This is a genomic window from Caballeronia sp. INML1 (assembly GCF_023631085.1).
In the GTDB taxonomy this organism is placed as follows: Bacteria; Pseudomonadota; Gammaproteobacteria; order Burkholderiales; family Burkholderiaceae; genus Caballeronia; species Caballeronia turbans.
This window is the reverse complement of sequence record NZ_JALQDT010000001.1, coordinates 13,571-31,817: the sequence shown is the minus strand read 5'-3', so window position 1 is coordinate 31,817 and position 18,247 is coordinate 13,571. Positions and strand designations below refer to the sequence as shown.

At 62.1% G+C, this 18,247-nt stretch carries 18 protein-coding genes and 1 tRNA gene; 8 read left to right on the top strand and 11 right to left on the bottom strand.

Annotation, left to right across the window (positions count from 1 at the left end):
- Window positions 1–450: 450 nt before the first annotated feature.
- Window positions 451–1,467 carry a D-2-hydroxyacid dehydrogenase family protein gene (locus NCR38_RS00175; RefSeq protein WP_061116714.1) on the top strand — a complete coding sequence of 339 codons (1,017 nt, stop codon included), beginning with the start codon at window positions 451–453 and terminating at the stop codon, window positions 1,465–1,467.
- Window positions 1,468–1,476: 9 nt separating this feature from the next.
- Here NCR38_RS00175 and NCR38_RS00170 read toward each other — a convergent pair whose 3' ends face one another.
- From NCR38_RS00170 to NCR38_RS00160, 3 genes are read right to left on the bottom strand one after another with little or no spacing between them, the layout of a single operon-like run.
- Complete coding sequence (locus NCR38_RS00170) at window positions 1,477–1,953, bottom strand: OsmC family protein (RefSeq protein WP_250476127.1); 477 nt, start codon at window positions 1,951–1,953, stop codon at window positions 1,477–1,479.
- Window positions 1,954–1,963: 10 nt separating this feature from the next.
- Complete coding sequence (locus tag NCR38_RS00165) at window positions 1,964–2,833, bottom strand: patatin-like phospholipase family protein (RefSeq protein ID WP_250476126.1); 870 nt, start codon at window positions 2,831–2,833, stop codon at window positions 1,964–1,966.
- Window positions 2,834–3,241: a PaaI family thioesterase gene (locus tag NCR38_RS00160; protein ID WP_250476184.1), complete on the bottom strand. Its 408-nt coding sequence runs from the start codon at window positions 3,239–3,241 to the stop codon at window positions 2,834–2,836.
- Between the two features lie 169 nt (window positions 3,242–3,410).
- Here NCR38_RS00160 and NCR38_RS00155 point away from each other — a divergent pair.
- Window positions 3,411–3,486: transfer RNA gene (locus tag NCR38_RS00155), tRNA-Lys, on the top strand.
- 47 nt (window positions 3,487–3,533) lie between these two features.
- On the opposite strand, the gene NCR38_RS00150 is transcribed toward NCR38_RS00155, so the two are convergent.
- Window positions 3,534–3,920 (bottom strand): DUF488 domain-containing protein, encoded by a 387-nt coding sequence (locus NCR38_RS00150; RefSeq protein WP_250476125.1) that lies wholly within the window; start codon window positions 3,918–3,920, stop codon window positions 3,534–3,536.
- Between the two features lie 193 nt (window positions 3,921–4,113).
- On the opposite strand from NCR38_RS00150, the gene NCR38_RS00145 reads away from it, so the two are divergent.
- Window positions 4,114–5,487, top strand: coding sequence for an MFS transporter (locus NCR38_RS00145; protein ID WP_061116709.1), 1,374 nt, complete (start codon window positions 4,114–4,116; stop codon window positions 5,485–5,487).
- A gap of 6 nt (window positions 5,488–5,493) precedes the next feature.
- Here the strand turns inward: NCR38_RS00145 and dbpA are convergent, their stop codons facing one another.
- Both dbpA and NCR38_RS00135 read right to left on the bottom strand, forming a co-directional pair.
- Window positions 5,494–6,876, bottom strand: a complete 1,383-nt coding sequence (gene dbpA / locus NCR38_RS00140) for an ATP-dependent RNA helicase DbpA (protein WP_250476124.1) — start codon at window positions 6,874–6,876, stop codon at window positions 5,494–5,496.
- 4 nt (window positions 6,877–6,880) lie between these two features.
- Window positions 6,881–7,075, bottom strand: coding sequence for a hypothetical protein (locus NCR38_RS00135; protein WP_061116707.1), 195 nt, complete (start codon window positions 7,073–7,075; stop codon window positions 6,881–6,883).
- A gap of 153 nt (window positions 7,076–7,228) precedes the next feature.
- On the opposite strand from NCR38_RS00135, the gene NCR38_RS00130 reads away from it, so the two are divergent.
- Window positions 7,229–8,086: a GyrI-like domain-containing protein gene (locus NCR38_RS00130; RefSeq protein WP_250476123.1), complete on the top strand. Its 858-nt coding sequence runs from the start codon at window positions 7,229–7,231 to the stop codon at window positions 8,084–8,086.
- Here NCR38_RS00130 and NCR38_RS00125 read toward each other — a convergent pair.
- The 4 genes from NCR38_RS00125 to dnaA form a co-directional block, all read right to left on the bottom strand.
- Window positions 8,083–8,982: a phosphorothioated DNA-binding restriction endonuclease gene (locus tag NCR38_RS00125; protein WP_250476122.1), complete on the bottom strand. Its 900-nt coding sequence runs from the start codon at window positions 8,980–8,982 to the stop codon at window positions 8,083–8,085. The genes NCR38_RS00130 and NCR38_RS00125 overlap by 4 nt on opposite strands.
- An 88-nt stretch (window positions 8,983–9,070) precedes the next feature.
- The gene (gene gyrB / locus NCR38_RS00120) at window positions 9,071–11,554 is read right to left on the bottom strand and encodes a DNA topoisomerase (ATP-hydrolyzing) subunit B (protein WP_061116704.1); all 2,484 of its coding nucleotides are present in this window, start codon (window positions 11,552–11,554) and stop codon (window positions 9,071–9,073) included.
- Window positions 11,555–11,666: 112 nt separating this feature from the next.
- Window positions 11,667–12,770 (bottom strand): DNA polymerase III subunit beta, encoded by a 1,104-nt coding sequence (gene dnaN / locus NCR38_RS00115; RefSeq protein WP_061116703.1) that lies wholly within the window; start codon window positions 12,768–12,770, stop codon window positions 11,667–11,669.
- 265 nt (window positions 12,771–13,035) lie between these two features.
- Entirely contained in the window at window positions 13,036–14,616 is a 1,581-nt protein-coding gene (gene dnaA / locus NCR38_RS00110; protein WP_250476121.1) for a chromosomal replication initiator protein DnaA, read from the bottom strand.
- Between the two features lie 404 nt (window positions 14,617–15,020).
- On the opposite strand from dnaA, the gene rpmH reads away from it, so the two are divergent.
- The 4 genes from rpmH (at window position 15,021) to yidC (ending at window position 17,759) form a co-directional block, all read left to right on the top strand.
- Window positions 15,021–15,155, top strand: a complete 135-nt coding sequence (rpmH, locus tag NCR38_RS00105; protein ID WP_004198824.1) for a 50S ribosomal protein L34 — start codon at window positions 15,021–15,023, stop codon at window positions 15,153–15,155.
- 71 nt (window positions 15,156–15,226) lie between these two features.
- Window positions 15,227–15,703, top strand: coding sequence for a ribonuclease P protein component (gene rnpA / locus NCR38_RS00100; protein ID WP_061116926.1), 477 nt, complete (start codon window positions 15,227–15,229; stop codon window positions 15,701–15,703).
- 59 nt (window positions 15,704–15,762) lie between these two features.
- Entirely contained in the window at window positions 15,763–16,080 is a 318-nt protein-coding gene (yidD, locus tag NCR38_RS00095; protein WP_061116925.1) for a membrane protein insertion efficiency factor YidD, read from the top strand.
- A gap of 8 nt (window positions 16,081–16,088) precedes the next feature.
- Window positions 16,089–17,759 carry a membrane protein insertase YidC gene (gene yidC, locus NCR38_RS00090; RefSeq protein ID WP_061116701.1) on the top strand — a complete coding sequence of 557 codons (1,671 nt, stop codon included), beginning with the start codon at window positions 16,089–16,091 and terminating at the stop codon, window positions 17,757–17,759.
- Window positions 17,760–17,829: 70 nt separating this feature from the next.
- Here yidC and NCR38_RS00085 read toward each other — a convergent pair whose 3' ends face one another.
- Complete coding sequence (locus tag NCR38_RS00085) at window positions 17,830–18,246, bottom strand: transcriptional regulator (protein ID WP_061116700.1); 417 nt, start codon at window positions 18,244–18,246, stop codon at window positions 17,830–17,832.
- Between the last annotated feature and the right edge of the window lies 1 nt (window position 18,247).

Here is an 18,247-nt window from a genome sequence, read left to right as displayed (position 1 = left end):
CAACTGACGCTGCATGCGAGAGGCGTTGCGACTCGAACCGCCGGGCGCATCCGTGCACTTCTGTTACGCGCTTTCATCGCACGAATTGCGGTTCGCGAGCCAATGCGGCGTCACGGGCCTGAATTCTTTACACAGCAACCGTAATCCTTCGCGGCTTGCGTCGCAAAGGAACAAACTGTTAAAAAGAGATACTAAGTGGCCTGTCTCTTCGCGGATCATCGTGTTTTCCGCAAGTTGCGCGGATTATCTTTCCGTCATCGCGCCGCCGTATGACGCTCCCGGAAAAAAGGGGAGTCAAGCATAACACCGCGGCGCGCGAACTCTGTGATGCAGCGCAATAAAGCGCAAAAGAGCGCAATTTATCGGTATTTACCCGAATTTAAGTACTCCATTCTCGCCCTCCATAAAAAAGCAGCACGTTTGATGCCCAACAAAAGCCAATCAAAGCCCATGAAAATCGCCATTCTCGACGACTACCAGGATGCCGTCCGGAAGCTCGATTGCTTCCATCTGCTCGATGACCATGAGGTGAAGGTCTTCAATAACACGGTGCGTGGTCTCGGGCAGTTGGCGAGCCGGCTATCTGAAGTGGATGCGCTCGTGCTCATTCGCGAACGCACGCGCATCAGCTCTCAATTGCTCGACAAGTGCCCCAAGCTGCGCATGATCAGCCAGACGGGACGCGCGGGCGGCGGTCATATCGACATAGATGCCTGTACGGAACGCGGCATCGCGGTGCTGGAAGGCACGGGCTCGCCGGTGGCGCCCGCCGAGCTGACGTGGGCGCTCATCATGTCGGCGCAGCGGCGCATTCCGCAATACGTCGCGAACCTGAAGCAAGGCGCGTGGCAGCAGTCCGGGCTGAAGACGTCCGCGCTGCCGCCGAACTTCGGCCTCGGTCAGGTGCTGCGCGGGCAAACGCTCGGCATCTGGGGATACGGCAAAATCGGCAAGCTGGTGGCGGGGTACGGGAAAGCGTTCGGGATGAACGTGCTCGTCTACGGGCGCGAGCATTCGCAGAGCGCGGCACGCGAAGATGGCTTCGCGGTCGTTGAAAGCCGCGAGGCGCTTTTCGAACAGAGCGACGTGCTGACGCTGCATCTGCGCCTGACCGATGAGACGGCGGGCATCGTCAAGCAAGACGACCTGATGCGCATGAAGCCCACGGCGCTCTTCGTCAACACGAGCCGCGCCGAGCTGCTCGAAGAGAACGCGCTGCTCAACTCGCTGCATCACAACCGGCCGGGCATGGTTGCCGTCGACGTTTTCGAGAGCGAGCCGATTCTGCAAGGTTACGGATTGCTGCGACTCGAGAACGTGATCTGCACGCCGCACATCGGATATGTGGAGCGCGAAAGTTACGAACTGTATTTCGGCGCGGCGTTCAGAAACATCCTCGCCTTCGATGCGGGCGATACGTCGAGCGTCTTCAACAAGGAAGCGCTTCAGCACGCGCGCCGCCGCTGAGTGTCGGATTCAGACGGTCGACATCTCGATCGACGGCTCGCATCGCACGAGAAAATTCACCGAGTTCGCGATGAAACAGAAGCGATGCGCCTCCTCGTGCAGGCGCGCCGCGAGATCGACATTGCCCCCCGCGCCGATGGTCACGCGCGGACGCAACAGCACATCGACGAAGCGCCCTTCGCCCTTTGACTCCTCCTGCATCGTGCCGATGGCTTCATCGACATAACCCGTGACGACGATCTTGTTCGTCGCGCACAAGTGCAGATACCAGAGCATGTGGCACGACGACAAAGACGCCACGAACAGCTCCTCGGGATTGTGGCGGGCGGGGTCGCCGCGAAACGCCGGATCGCTCGACGCCTCGATCGCCGCCTTCGTGCCGACGCGCACCAGATGATCCCGCGAATACGCGTCGTAAGCCGATGTGCCGGAACCGAGATTGCCGGTCCAGTCGACGGTCAGTTCGTACGTATGCTTCTTCGTCACGGTCTGCTCCTCAAGCGGGATGCGAAGCGGTTTCCATCAGACGCGGCAAGCGCTCGAGAAAATCCTCGCCGTCCGCGCGGCCCAGGTCATAAGCATGTTGCATCTGGGACGGGCTCGTATAGTCCCAGCTCGAAATCGGCACCTTGCGCGATGGCTGGATGTAGATGCGCTTCTGCTCGCCGTGCGGCACGACGAACATGCGCTCGCGCGGATACAGGCGCGTGACCATCACGAGAACGACACCCGGCGACGCATCGAGCGCGGCGACCGGGACGTTGTCGACCATGCCGCCGTCGAGGACGGGACGGCCGTTGCGTCGCAGGATCGGCGTGAACGGCGGCGTGCTCGACGATTGCAGGATGAGATCGGCGAGATCTTCGATCGTCGCGCACTCCTGCGCTTTCACGAATTCGGGATGAAAACCGAGCGCCTGACCGAGCGTCGGGTGAAGCGTCTTGCGGACATATTTCTCGATGTTGTATGCGATCAGCCCCGCCGCGACTGCGCTGCGCGCGCCGAGCCAGCGCGGCAGATGCGACACGCCGATGCGAATCTCGGGCGCGTTCGCGAGCTCATGGAAACGGTCCGCGAAGATGTCGAGCAGCGCCTGTCGATAGATGCGGTAATGCGGAAACACGGATTGCCGGCGCAGCAGGTTGCCCCAGTAGGCGTTGCGCGTGTTGTCGCGCAGCGCGTGGGCGTAGTAGTCCATGACCCAGCGCGACTCGTTCGTGTAGAGCATGCAGGCGGTGGCCGCACCCGCCGAAATACCGGCGATGATGCGCGGTTTGAGATCCAGTTCCGGCCGGATCACGTCCCAGAAACCGGCTTGCCACCAGCAGCGGTTTCCCCCGCCGGCGAATACGACTTGGTCGAACATTTACTTGTTGATGAGCGCGTAGGTGGTGGTCGCGTGAGCGGCGAGTTCGCCCTCGTCATCGTGGATGTCGATTTCCCCGAAGACGAGGTTGCGCCCGCGACGCTGGATGTGGGCGGTGATCAGCACGTCGCCGGCTTTCACCGGTCGCATGAAGGTCGTGTTGAGGGACACGGTGGTCATCGGGACGAAGCCGCCCATGACGTGCGAGACGGCGACGACCATCGCGGTATCCGCCGCGGCCATGAAGACCTGTCCGCAGATGACGCCGCCCGCGTGGCGCAAGTGGTCCGAATACGGCAAGCGCAATGTGACGGCGTTCTCGGCGACTGATTCGGGCACGAGCCGAAGTTCCTTGACCCACGGGGCCAGGATACTGTCGAGCAGCGCGCTGATGGCGGTTTCGTCCATGGTTCCTTTTTGATTGGCAGGCTTCATGGTTTTGAAGGATGCGTCATGATACCGGGCCGTGCCGTGCGTGCGGATGCGCCTCTCGGAGGGCTTCGTCGGAAAGTTAAGAATTTTTGGGGCCGGGGGCTTGCGCTTCTGCAAAAGCTGCCGCTATAATTTCGTTTCTGTTGGGGCGTTAGCTCAGTTGGTAGAGCAGCGGACTCTTAATCCGTAGGTCGAGTGTTCGAGTCACTCACGCCCCACCACCAGATTCGAAGGGCTGCGCAACGCGCAGCCCTTTTTCATTTCCGCGTCAAATCACATCCGCCCCACGCGCCGTCAACAACTCGCGCAACACCGAGCGATGACACCTCGCCTCATCCTCGCAATAACATCCAACCGACATATTCGTCCGATGCGACAGCGCCGCGAGCAGATCGAGCGTCTTGCTGGCATCCGGCTCCGCCATCTGCGCCTTGAACTTCTTCACGAACGCGCGCCACGCCTTCTCGTCTTCGGCGTGAAGCGCTTCCGTGACGAGTTCCTGCGTCGGCGACAGCACCGGATACCACACATCATAAAAATCACGCTTCGCAAATTCGGCCTTCGGCACCCCGCGCGGCGGCCGGCGCACCGTGCCGATGCGCAACCCTTCATCCTCCGCGCGCGGCGTCCCCAATCTGACTATTCGAATGGTCATCCCTGGTCTCCTTCGATACTCGTGCGCAAAGCATAACCGCTGACACCGCTTTGAAAGCTCCCGCGCATCGGCGCAGCAAAACCGGCCATCTTCCCGTATCGTTTCGGATTATTCTCCGTTCGCTTACATCCGGAATCCCGCCGTGCCCACCGAAGAACGCCCCCAAACTCTGCCGCACGATCCCGACGCCCCGATGACCCCGCTCGAGCGCCGCGGCATGGCCGCGATCCTGCTCTCGGTCGCGCTCGCGACGCTCGACACCGCGATCGCCAATACCGCGCTGCCCGCCATCGCCGCCGATTTGCATACGACGCCCGCCGCGTCGGTCTGGATCATCAACGCGTATCAACTCGCGATGGTCGCGACCCTGCTTCCCCTCGCGGCGCTCGGCGGCATCCTCGGCCATCGGCGCGTCTATCTCGGCGGGCTCGTCCTGTTTCTCATCGCCTCGGCGATATGCGCTTTCTCGTGGTCGCTGCCGACGCTCGTCGCCGCACGCCTGCTGCAAGGCCTCGGCGCGAGCGCGATCATGAGCGTCAACGCGGCGCTCATCAGCGCGATCTTCCCGCCGCATCGGCTGGGGCGCGGCGTCGGGCTGAATGCGCTCGTCGTCGGCATCGCGTTCGCGGTCGGGCCGACGGTCGCGTCGATCGTGCTCTCGCTCGGCACCTGGCCGTGGCTCTTCGCGGTCAACCTGCCCGTCGGCGTGTTCGCGCTGATGATCGCGTGGCCGTCGCTGCCGCAGACCAAACGAGCCGAGCACGGCTTCGATCGCGTCGCGGCCCTGCTCAACGTCGTCACGTTTGCGTCGCTGATTTTCGCGCTCGGCGAAGCGTCCCAGCGCGCGCCGGCTCATACGGTGCTGACGGCTTTCGGCGTCGCGCTGCTCGCGGGCGTTCTTCTGCTGCGACGCGAACGCGGCCATCCCGCGCCGATGTTGCCCGTCGATCTCTTTCGCCGCCCGATGTTCGCGCTCTCGACGATGACCGCCATCTGCTCGTTCGCGGCGCAAGGGCTCGCGTTCGTGTCACTGCCGTTCTTTTTCGAAAGCGTGCTGGGCCGCAGCCAGGTCGAAACGGGATTTCTGATGACGCCGTGGTCCGCGCTCGTCGCGCTGATGGCGCCCATCGCGGGACGCCTCTCCGATCGCCACGCGCCCGGCTTGCTCGGCGGCGTCGGATTGGCCATTCTGTGCGTCGGGATGGTGTCGCTCGCGATGCTGCCGGCCCAGCCGCACGCGCTGGAGATCTGCATCCGAATGGCGATCTGCGGCGCGGGCTTCGGGTTCTTTCAGTCGCCGAATCTGAAGGCGTTCATGTCGAGCGCGCCGCGTGAACGCAGCGGCGGTGCCAGCGGCACGATCGCCACATCGCGTCTCATCGGGCAGGCGACAGGCGCGGCGCTCGTCGCGCTGTGCTTCAGCATCGCCGGAAAGCATGGCCCGGCGCTCGCGCTGTCGCTCGGTGCGGCGTTCGCGGGCGCGGGCAGTATTGCAAGCGGTCTGCGGCTGGTGACGCGCCATCCGTCGTCTGAACGAATCGTCGGAGAGCCGTCGCGCGAAACCTGAGCGCGCTCACATTCTCCGCACTTTCACCTTGCGGCCCTTGAGCTTGCCCGCGCCCAGCTTGCGCACCGCTTCGTCCGCGACGTTTCGCTCGACGGCCACGTACGTCACCATATCCATCACGTTGATCTTGCCGATCTGCTTGCCGTCGAAGCCCGCTTCGCCGGTGAGCGCGCCGAGCACGTCACCCGGGCGGATCTTGTCCTTGCGGCCGCCGAGGATTTGCAGCGTCGCCATTGGCGGCTTCAGGTGACCCGGTTCCGCCGATGTCAGTTCGTCGAGCGGATGCCATTCCACTTCCGCGCGCTGCGCCTGTTCGATCGAGCCGACGCGTCCCATCTCGTCCATGCTCGCGAGCGACAGCGCCCAGCCCTCTTCGTCCCCGCGTCCCGTGCGGCCGATTCGATGCACGTGCACTTCCGGATCCGGCGTCACATCGACGTTGATCACTGCTTCGAGTTGCGAGATGTCGAGGCCGCGCGCGGCGACATCGGTTGCGACGAGCACCGAGCAACTGCGATTCGCGAACTGCACGAGCACCTGGTCGCGTTCGCGTTGCTCCAGCTCGCCGTGCAGCGTCAGCGCTTCGAAGCCTTGCGCGCGCAGCACGTCGAGCAGGTCGCGGCACTGCTGCTTCGTGTTGCAGAACGCGAGCGTGCTCACCGGACGGTAGTGATCGAGGAGCAGGCCGACCGCGTGCAGGCGCTCGTGATCCTCGACCTGATAGAAGCGCTGCTTGATTTTCGCGTTGCTGTGCTGTTCGGTGAGCTTGATCTCGCGCGGATTGCGCAGGAATTGCTGGCTCAGTTTCGCGATGCCCTCGGGATACGTCGCCGAGAACAGCAAGGTCTGGCGATCCTTCGGGCATTTCCGCGCAACTGACGCGATATCGTCGAAGAAGCCCATGTCGAGCATGCGGTCGGCTTCGTCGAGGACGAGCGTGCGCACGGCGTCGAGCGCGAGCGTGCCCCGGTCGAGGTGATCCATGATGCGGCCAGGCGTCCCCACGATGATGTGCGCGCCGTGCTCCAGGCTCGCGATCTGCGGGCGCATCGGCGTGCCGCCGCACAGCGTCAGCACTTTCACGTTCTCTTCCGCGCGCGCGAGGCGGCGGATTTCCTGCGTGACCTGATCGGCGAGTTCGCGTGTCGGGCATAAGACGAGCGCTTGCACGTCGAACTGGCTCGCGTCGAGCCTGGAGAGCAGCGGCAGGGTAAAGGCCGCCGTCTTGCCGCTGCCCGTTTTGGCCTGCGCGATGAGATCCTGGCCCGCGAGCGCCGGCGGCAGGCTTGCCGCCTGGATCGGCGTCATCGACAGATAGCCGAGTTGCTGCAGGTTCGACTGCATCGCCGGTGAGAGCGGCAGACTGCTGAAGGAGGTTTCGGTCGTCATGATTTCAGCGTGTTCCGCGCGGCGGGATTTCAGTGACCTGCTCGTACGTGGCGGTGCCGTCGTCGGCATCGTTGCGCGTCACGTAGTTGCGCGCGCCGCACATCGGGCAGCGGAACAGCAGGCCTTGGCCCTCGTTCTTGATAACGACATCCGACAGGGCCCACTCGGCGCCGCAGGACTGGTTTCGACAGGTGAACATATGCGAATTTCTCTGGTTCGTGGCGCGTTCGTGCGCCCAAAGGCGAAAGTGTACGCGTCTCTCGCACCGGCGCGGTCCGCGCAAGTCCGCAAGAAATGCTAAAGCCGGTCGTGCTACTTTGCTTTGCATCGAGTCTACTTTCCGGAGCGAACCATGAGCAGCAAGCTCTACGAGGCGCGGCTCGCGCGCGTGGTCGCGTATATCCACGACCATCTCGATGATGAGCTCGATCTCAATCGGCTCGCGGAGGTGGCCTGTTTGTCGCCTTATCACTGGCATCGGATCTATCACGCGTTTTATCGGGAGACTGCGGCTGCAACCGTGCGGCGGTTGCGGTTGCATCGCGCGGCAAATGAGCTCGTGCACGGCGGCGTGCCCATCGATTCCATCGCCGAGCGAGCCGGGTATGGCAGCGTGCAGGCGTTTTCGCGGGCGTTTCAGGCGAGCTACCGGATGGCGCCTGGGCAATTTCGCAACGAAGGCGGCGCTTCGATGTTTGTTCCTTTCGATGAAGCCCGATCAGGAGATACCGCGATGCATCAGGTCGATATTCGTACCCGGAAGGGTTTCGCCGTCGCCGCGATGGCACATCGCGGGTCGTATATGAACATCGGGCGGGCGTTTGAACTGCTGTTTCATTGGCTCGCGATGCGCGGGTTGATCGATCCTCGCGCGCGTTCGCTCGGCATTTATTTCGATGATCCGGCGGCCGTGGCTGATGATGAACTTCGGTCGATGGCGTGTTGTGAACTGTTCGAGCCGGACTCCGTGAGATTCGAAGCGCCGGTGTCGCGCATGGAAGTCGCGGGCGGAGACTTTGCGGTGCTCACGCATGTCGGGCCGTATGCGCAGCTTTGCTTCGCGTATCAGTGGCTTTATGGCGAATGGCTGCCAAAATCGGGACGAGAAACCGGCGACGCGCCCGTGTTCGAGGTGTATGTCAGCGATCCGAGGGAGACGGCGCCGGCGGATTTGGTGACGGAGATCTGGTTGCCGTTGAAGGCGGCCTAGATCGGCCTCGCGCGTCCCTTGAAGACCTGCGCGCGATGCCAGACGATGAAGTCGCCCGAAGGATGATCTTCCGCGTGAACCGGGGCGTTCATCTGACGCCCATGGTGCCGCAGCAGGATTTCATCGAATTGGCGCGAAGATCCGTAAGCTGCGTCCGATACGAGAACGCGTCGATCGTCGCCCAGGGTGAAGGCGCCAAGGTCGAAAAGCTTGTGATGCATGCAGCACAACGCGACGCCGTTAGCGACGACGTCGGGTCCGTGCGCCTGATGCCATTTGATATGCGCGGCCTCGAGACCGACCGACATATTGCCGATGCGCACGTCGAGATCGCACAGCGCGCAGCGATATTGATATGCGGTCAGAACCTGGCCGCGGAACATCGGATCACGCCTTTGCGTGGCGGGCACGGAAACGTCGAGCGAAAGTCCGGTCGCGTCCAGTATGTCGCGATGGACGCTCTCTGGAAAATGCCTGTCGAGCAGAAGTCGCGCGACCGTCGCGATGCGGCGGGGATCTTCGTCGAAGCATTGCTGAACGTCGTCCGGAAATCGCCCGGTCGCATTCAGTTCGCGTAGTTGCGTCTTCGTCAAATGGACGCGCAGAACGAGTTCGTCGCATGTGCCGTGAATCGCCACCTGCCAGACGTGGTCGCTACGGAGATGCAGAAATGGAAGCTCGGGGTAGTACGTTTGCCGTTGCGGACCGAACTCGCGTAGCAAGTCGGTCAGCGAACTGCCATATTCGATGAACGGAATGACGCGGATATCCCGAACGAACAAGCCGAGTGCGAGAAGCACGAGCAACGGCTTATGCGGCGCGCGTACATCGCCGCGCCGCCAGACGTTCAAGTTCTCGAAGCGCTGGAGAATCTCAGCGGAAGTCGCGGGAGCCATTACTGCGTGTTGTTTTTATTCTCGACGCGCCGTAATCGCCGGTTCGAAATGCGGCGATTACGGTTCAGGACATTGCTGCGCTTTTGAATCAAACGTCGATATTCCCCGCCCGCAACGCATTACTTTCAATAAACGCTCTCCGCGGTTCGACATCATCGCCCATGAGCGTCGTGAAAATGCCATCCGCAGCAATCGCGTCTTCGATCTGCACGCGCAACAGACGCCGCACGTTCGGATCCATCGTCGTTTCCCAGAGCTGTTCGGGATTCATCTCGCCCAGCCCCTTATATCGCTGCTTGCTGACATTGCGTTCCGCATCGGCGATCAGCCACTTCATCGCGGTCTTGAAATCGGTGACGGCCATCGACCGTTCGCCGCGCTTGATCAATGCGCCTTCGCCGATCAACCCCTTGAACGTATCGGCCGTCGAGACGAGCTGCTTGTAGTCCGCCGTCAACTGAAGGTCTTCATCGAGCACCGTCACCTTGACATTGCCGTGATGGCGCCGCTTGACATGCAGCGAGCGCAACTCGCGCACTTGATCGTAAGCCGCTTGAACGGTCACTTCAGGCTTCAATGGATCGGCACGCAGCCGTTCTTCCAGACGCTTCGCCGACGCATCAGCCGCTTCCTGCGATGAAAGATCGATGACGACGCCATCCATCACCGCTTCGAGCGCCGCCGCGTCGTAGATGCGGCTCAAGCGATCGACCACAGCCTGCGCGAGCAGATACGCACGCGCGAGTTCGCCCAGCGCATCGCCGGAAATGGGATCAGCGCCCTCGCTCGGGACAAGTTCCGACCCTTGAAGCGCCAGCTTCAACATATGCTGATTGAGTTCGTGCGCGTCCTTCATATAGCGCTCGTCCTTCCCCGCCTTGATCTTGTAGAGCGGCGGCTGCGCGATATAGATATATCCGCGCTCGACGATCTCCGGCATCTGCCGATAAAAGAACGTCAGCAGCAGCGTGCGGATGTGCGCGCCGTCGACGTCCGCGTCGGTCATGATGATGATGCGGTGATAGCGCAGCTTGTCGAGGTTGTAATCATCCTTGCCGATACCGCACCCGAGCGCCGTCACCAGCGTGACGATCTGCTCGGACGAAATCAGCTTGTCGAAGCGTGCCTTCTCGACGTTCAGCACCTTCCCGCGCAACGGCAAGATCGCCTGGAACTTGCGATCCCGCCCTTGCTTCGCCGATCCGCCCGCCGAGTCGCCCTCGACGATATAAATCTCCGACTTCGCCGGATCCTTCTCCTGACAATCGGCGAGCTTGCCCGGCAAGCCGATGCCGTCGAGCACGCCCTTTCGGCGCGTCATCTCGCGCGCCTTGCGCGCCGCATCGCGAGCGCGCGCCGCATCGACGATCTTGCCCGTGATGATCTTCGCGTCGCTCGGCGTCTCCTGCAGATAGTCTTCGAGCGCCTTCGCCACGACTTCCTCGACCGGCGCGCGCACTTCCGACGACACCAGCTTGTCCTTCGTCTGCGAGCTGAACTTCGGCTCCGGCACCTTCACCGACAGCACGCACGACAGACCCTCGCGCATATCGTCGCCGGTCGTTTCGACCTTCGCCTTCTTCGCGATCTCGTTATCGATGATGTACTTGTTGATGACACGCGTCATCGCCGCGCGCAGTCCGGTCAAATGCGTGCCGCCGTCGCGCTGCGGAATGTTGTTCGTGAAGCACAGCACGCTCTCGTTGAAGCTGTCGTTCCACTGCATCGCCACTTCGACGGTCACGTTCTCGCGTTCGCCAACCGCGTGGAAGACGGTCGGATGCAGCACCTGCTTCGCCTTGTTGATGTACTCGACGAAGCCCTTCACGCCGCCCGCGAACGCGAAGTCGTCTTCCTTGCCGGTGCGCTGATCCGTCAGGCGGATACGCACGCCGTTGTTCAGGAACGAGAGCTCGCGCATGCGCTTCGCGAGAATGTCGTAGTGAAATTCGACATTGCCGAAGATGGTCGCATCTGCGAGAAAGTGCACTTCGGTGCCGCGATTTTCCGTATCGCCGACGACGGGCATAGGCGAATACTGCACGCCGTCCTCTTCGACGATCTCGCGGTTCTGCACGACGCCGCGCGCGAATTCCATGAAGTGCTTCTTGCCGTCGCGGCGCACCGTGAGGCGCAGCCATTCCGACAGCGCGTTCACGCACGACACGCCCACGCCGTGCAGGCCGCCCGACACCTTGTAGCTGTTCTGGTCGAACTTGCCGCCCGCGTGCAGCTCGGTCATCACGATTTCGGCGGCACTGCGCTTCGGATCGTGCTTGTCGTCGCGCTTCAGGCCGGTCGGCACGCCGCGGCCGTTGTCGGTCACGGAAATCGAGTTGTCCGCGTGAATGACGACGTGAATGTCGTCGCAATAGCCAGCGAGCGCTTCGTCGATGGAGTTGTCCAGCACTTCGAAAACGAGGTGATGCAAACCGGTGCCATCCGACGTATCGCCGATGTACATGCCCGGCCGCTTGCGCACCGCCTCCAGACCTTCGAGGATCTGAATGGACGAAGCGCCATAGCTATTGTCGGGCTTGTTGTCGGGCTGCGGGTTTGTGTTTTCAGTCATGGAATTTTCCGGTTCTGCGTCACTGCCTGGGTTACTGCTCGAACTTTTCAAAACACCTTAAAAACGCCAAAGGGGCGCGCCGCCCCTTGGAGTGTTCCCGGTATTGCGCGCGTCAGATGCGCATCGGCATCACCACGTACTTGAATTCCTCGTTCTCGGGAATCGTGATGAGCGCACTGGAATTGGCATCGCCGAGGCTCACTTTGAGCGTGTCGATCTTCAGATTCGCGAGCACATCGAGCAGATACGTGACGTTGAATCCGATATCGACGGTATCGCCCTGATAAGCGATCTCCAGTTCTTCCTGCGCCTCTTCCTGGTCGGCGTTGGTCGACATGATCTTGAGCTGGCCCGGCTCGACCAGGCAACGCACGCCCTTGAACTTGTCGGAAGTCAGAATCGCCGCGCGCTGCAACGAACGCTGCAACTCTTCACGGCCGATTTCGAACGTGTTCTTGTGAGACTTCGGGATCACGCGCTGGAAGTCGGGGAATTTGCCCTCGACCAGCTTCGACACGAGCTCCACCTGGCCGAAGCTGAACTTCACCTGCGTCGCGGCGATGTCGATCTTCAAGGAATCGTCGATGTCTTCGAGCAGACGCTGGAGCTCGAGAATCGTCTTGCGCGGGATGATCACTTCCTGGCGCGCGAACGAGCCTTCGATCTTCATCGACGAGAACGCGAGACGGTGGCCGTCGGTCGCGACCGCCATCAGCTGGTCGCCGTCCACCACGAGCAGCATGCCGTTCAGGTAGTAGCGGATGTCCTGCTGGGCCATCGCGAAATAGACCATGCCGAGCAACTGGCGGAATGTCTTTTGCGGAACCGAAAGGCTCGCGCCGAAGTCAGTAGCCTGGTTGACCGTGGGAAATTCGTCGGCGGCGAGCGTCTGCAGCGCGAAGCGGCTTTTGCCGGACCGCACCGTGAGGCGCTTGTCGGAAAGATCGAGCACCACTTCGCCGGAAGGCATCGCGCGCAGAATGTCGAGCAGCTTGCGCGCGGCGACCGTGGTGGCGACCTGGTCGCTGCCGACGCCGAAATCGGCGTGGGTCGTGATCTGGAGTTCGAGGTCGGTCGAGAGGAACGACACATCTGCGCCGTTCTTGGTAATGAGCAAATTCGCGAGGATCGGCAACGTATGGCGGCGTTCTACGATGCCGCTCACGGTTTGCAGCGGCCTTAGAAGATTATCTCGTTCGGTCTTGACCAGTTGCATAGAGTTCCTTCGTTGATGTGACGGCCTGTCCGCCGGTTTCGCCACCAGATTTGCCCAACGGACAACCTCGTAACACGCGTTGCCGGCCCCCCGCCGGTCACTCGCGAAAACTGCGCTCGAAAGCCGCCCAGGCCACGGACGGCTAAACCTATATTGTGCCTCAAAACGGAACCGCCCCCTAAAAATGGGGGCGTTTTCATCAAAAAACAGGCGCTCGAACGCAATAAATGACGCGTGCGTTCTCCGCGCCGCGCCCGCAGGCCCCTTAGCCCTTCAGCGTCTGTTCGAGCACGTGCAGTTCGTGGTTCAACTGCGCATCAGTGCCGCGCTCGGCCGCGATCTTGCGCACCGCGTGCAGCACGGTCGTGTGATCGCGTCCTCCGAACAGTTCGCCGATTTCGGGCAGGCTCTTCTGCGTCAGCTCCTTCGCCAGATACATCGCGATCTGGCGCGGGCGCGCAATGTTGGCCGGCCGCTTTTTCGAGTACATGTCGGCGACCTTGATGTTGTAGAAGTCGGCGACCGTCTTCTGAATGTTCTCCACCGAGATCTGCCGGTTCTGCACCGTCAACAAATCTTTGAGCGCTTCCTTGGTCAGCTCGATCGTGATGTCGCGGCCGTGAAACTTCGAGTACGCGAGGATCTTGCGCAACGCACCTTCGAGCTCGCGAACGTTCGAGCGCAGATGCTTCGCGACGAAAAACGCGACGTCCTCCGACAGGCTCACGCCTTCGGACTGCGCCTTCCTCATCAGAATGGCCACGCGCATTTCCAGCTCGGGCGGCTCGATCGCGACCGTCAGGCCAGAGTCGAAGCGCGAGATCAGGCGGTCGTCGATACCGGAAATTTCCTTCGGATAGGTATCGCTCGTGATGATGACCTGAGCCTTGTTCGCGACGAGCGCCTCGAACGCGTAGAAGAACTCTTCCTGCGTGCGCGACTTGCCGGAGAAGAACTGAATATCGTCGATGAGCAGCAGATCGAGCGAATGGTAATAGCGTTTGAAGTCGTCGAACGCCTTGCGCTGGTACGCCTTCACGACATCCGATACGTATTGTTCCGCGTGAATGTAACGAATGCGCGCGCCCGCCTTGTCCATCAGCAACTGATTGCCGATGGCGTGAATCAGGTGCGTCTTGCCGAGACCCACGCCGCCATACAGGAAGAGCGGGTTATACGAAATGCCCGGATTGTCGGCGACCTGAATGGCGGCCGCGCGCGCGAGCTGGTTCGCCTTACCGGTGACGAAGTTGTCGAACGTCAGCACCGGGTTCAGTTTGGAACGCTCGTAGGCGGAATCGGTTTCACCGCCCGCCGACGGCGCGCCGCCCGGGCGCCACGTGCGCCGGCCGGCGGCGGCTTCGTTGGCGTCGAGGCTCGGCAGATCGAGATCGGCCTGGTCGTCCTGCGTGGCTTGCGCCTGTTGCGCCGCTTCGGCGGCGAGCGCGTTGATATGCGCTGTGGCATTCGCGTGCGCAACCACGGAAGGCGCTTGCGGCACCGCCGCCGACGGCGCCGGAGCGCGCGCCGCGGCGGGTGCGCTCGCGGTCGGGCGCGGCGCGGCGCTCAATCCGCCGCCGATCGCGTTGCGCGCAGTTGCTTTGGGATCGAGTACGAACTGAACATCGATGGGTGCGCTGAAGAAGTCGCGCGCCGCGTCGGCGATGCGGCCCGAGAACTGGCTTTTCACCCAGTCGAGCTTGAAGCGGTTGGGAGCGGCGATGCGCAGGGTGTTTGCGTCGGCATCGAAGTCGACCGGGGTCAGCGGCTTGATCCACGTGACGTACTGCTGCGGCGTGAGTTCTCGCGCAAGCAGTGCGGAACAGTGTTCCCAGAAATCGTTCATCGAATGCGGTCGTTATGGTTGCTCCGCACCTGCGGGCCGTGCTTGCCGAACGTTCGGACAAGTCCCGGCACAGCCGAGCAGGGATGCTCCGGAGGCTTACGCCGCAAGGGTTTGCGGGCGGACGGCGGGCCGAAGCAGCGGGCGGATATTTGGGAGTAAGGCGAGATTCTAACGCCAAACGAGGGCGGCGCGCGAGTTATCCACAGGGTCAAATCAGCGCGTCGACGAGGCCGCAAATCCGCCGGAATGCGCGTTCGCTCGCGCTAACCTATTGACGGTCAATAGGAAAACGGTTTAAATAGCGGGTTCCGCGAAAACAGAATTCCTGAACCTCCGGCCATCGCGCTTGCAGTGACCACACTGGAGCCAAGCCCGCGCGGTCAATCAACTCAAGTGAGAGCACCATGAAACGTACTTACCAACCTTCCGTGACGCGCCGCAAGCGCACCCATGGCTTCCGCGTTCGCATGAAGACCGCTGGCGGCCGCAAGGTCATCAACGCTCGCCGCGCGAAGGGCCGCAAGCGCCTGGCCATCTAAGTCTGCCGAATGCCCGCTCGCGGTTGGATCTTGCACTCGACAGCGAGCCGCTCACGCGCCGCACAGAAGTCTTGAAACAGGACATCGTTCAGTTGCCGGCGCAGGCCGCGTTCCCCAAGGCCGCAAGGCTGCTGAAAACGGATGAGTTCTCATCCGTTTTTCGTTTGCGCCCCTGGCGGCGTTCGCCGCACTTCGTTTTGTACGGCAAGCCGTCCGGGACGCAAGCGCGGCTCGGGCTCGTGATCGGCAAGAAGCAGGCGCCGCGCGCCGTCACGCGCAATCTGATCAAACGGCTTGCGCGCGACACGTTCCGGTTGCGGCGCGCACAGCTGAACGGATTCGATATCCTCGTTCGGCTGCACGCGAAGATCGACCGCAAGGCGATGCCGAGCGCGAGTTCGCCGCCGCTCAGGGCGCTCGTCGGCAGCGAGCTTGAAGCATTGTTCGACCGTGCCGTGCGCGAAGCCGCGCGCCGCAGGGCCGAAACCGTGGCGGCGCCGCCCGAGGCGCCCGCCGTCGACGAATCATCCGGCCCGTCAGGGTCATGAAGCGCGGTTGCGCCAGACGTTTGCCTTTTACGGCGGGTCCGGCGTACGGCGCGAAGACTATGCAAACGGCACTCATCGCGTTGTTGCGCTTCTACAAGGTTGCTGTGAGCCCGCTGCTCGGCAACCGGTGCCGTTTTTATCCTTCCTGTTCCGACTACGCGCGCGAGGCAATCCAGTATCATGGCGCCGCGCATGGCACGTATCTCGCCGTGAAACGGCTGTGCCGCTGCCATCCTTTTTCGGCGGGCGGCGTCGATCTCGTGCCGCCTCCCCGCGGACACGTCGGCTCTGACGACGCGTCCGAATCGCGCCCGGATTCGGGGCAAGACAAGCTTTCAACACTAAACGGCGCTGAAGCGCTTTCCGATCGACACTGAGACAACGCATGGATATCAAACGCACCGTCCTATGGGTCATCTTCTTCGTGTCAGTTGTCCTGCTGTTCGACAACTGGCAACGGGACCATGGGCGCCCGTCGATGTTCTTCCCGAGCGCGACGCAACCCGCCAAGACCGCCAGCAACCCGGCACCGGGCTCCGCCGCATCCGGCGCACAGCCGTCCGAGCTGCCGAACGCGCCCGCGGGCGCGGCCGCCCCCGGCACCGCGACGCCCCCCGCCACGGCGCAAGCCCAGCTCGTCAAGTTCACAACGGACGTGTATTCCGGTGAGATCGACACGCGCGGCGGCACGCTCTCGAAGCTCGCGCTGATGAAGGAAGGCGACGGCAAGCAGCCGGACCTCTACATCACGCTCTTCGATCACACCGCGAACCACACGTACCTTGCGCGCACGGGCCTTCTGGGCGGCGACTTCCCGAACCACAACGACATCTTCACGCCGGTGCCCGGCCAGACGTCGCTGACGGGCGACGAAAAGACGCTGAAGATCGCGTTCGAATCGCCGGTGAAGGGTGGCGTGAAGGTCATCAAGACCTATACGTTCACGCGCGGCAGCTATGTGATCAACGTCGATACGAAGATCGAGAACGTCGGCACCGCGCCCGTCTCGCCGAAGCTTTACATGGAACTCGTGCGCGACAACACGCCGGTCGAGACGCCGCGTTTCTCGCATACGTTCATCGGGCCGGCGGTCTATACGGAACAGAAGCACTTCCAGAAAATCGACTTCTCGGACATCGACAAGAACAAGGCAACGTTCGAGCCTTCGTCGGATAACGGCTGGGTCGCAATGGTGCAGCATTACTTCGCGTCCGCGTGGATTCCGCAGCAAGGCGTGAAGCGCGACATCTACGTGCAGAAGATCGATCCGGAACTGTATCGCGTCGGCATGACCCTGCCCGCGCAGACGATCGCGCCGGGACAGACCGTGAACGTCGATGCGCGTCTCTTCGCCGGTCCGGAAGAAGAACGCATGCTCGAAGGCATCGCGCCGGGACTGGAGCTCGTGAAGGACTACGGCATGGTGACGATCATCGCCAAGCCGCTCTTCTGGCTGCTCGAGAAGATCCACAGCTACGTGGGCAACTGGGGCTGGGCGATCGTGCTCCTTACGCTGCTCATCAAGGCCGTGTTCTTCCCGCTGTCGGCGGCGAGCTACAAGTCGATGGCGCGCATGAAGGAAATCACGCCGCGCATGCAGCAGCTCCGCGAACGCTTCAAGAGCGACCCGCAGAAGATGAACGCCGCGCTGATGGAGCTCTACAAGACCGAGAAGGTGAATCCGTTCGGCGGCTGTCTGCCGGTCGTCGTGCAGATTCCGGTGTTCATCTCGCTGTACTGGGTGCTGCTGTCGTCGGTGGAAATGCGCGGCGCGCCGTGGGTTCTCTGGATTCACGATCTGTCGCAGCAAGACCCGTACTTCATCCTGCCGGTGCTGATGGCCGTCTCTATGTTCGTGCAGACCAAGCTGAACCCGACGCCGCCCGACCCCGTTCAGGCGAAGATGATGATGTTCATGCCGATCGCGTTCTCGGTCATGTTCTTCTTCTTCCCGGCCGGTCTCGTGCTGTACTACGTGGTGAACAACGTGCTGTCGATCGCGCAGCAGTACTACATCACGCGCATGATGGGCAAGAGCAAGCAAAAGCCGGCGTAAGCGGCGGCTTTGCTCTTCCAGATGTGGAAACGCCCGGCTTGCCGGGCGTTTTGCTTTTGTGAGACCGGATTTACCCCTTCATCGAACCATAAAACTGCTCGATGAGTTCTTCGAGCAAATATCGATGATGCGGCGACAGCGCTTCGATCTTCGTCGCCAATTCGAGCGTCTCCTCGGACGCGGGATACCGCTCGTCGCGCGCGAGCGGCTTCGGCGTCGCTTGCGGATTGCCGCTCGGCGGCGGCCCGTAATGCAGCCAGTGCTGATCGACCTTGAACCATTCGGCGAGCGTCTTCAGCTTGTCGACGGTGGGAATCGAGCGTCCGGTGAGCCACTTGTGCGCCGTCTGTGGCGAAACCGATTCGCCTTGATAGCGCAGATTGAAATGCAGTGCGAGATCAGTCGCGCCGCGCATCTTTTCGGGTGCACGGGTCATCGAGAATTTGAGCCGCTCGGAAAAATCGGCCTTTTCTTGTGGTGTAGGCATG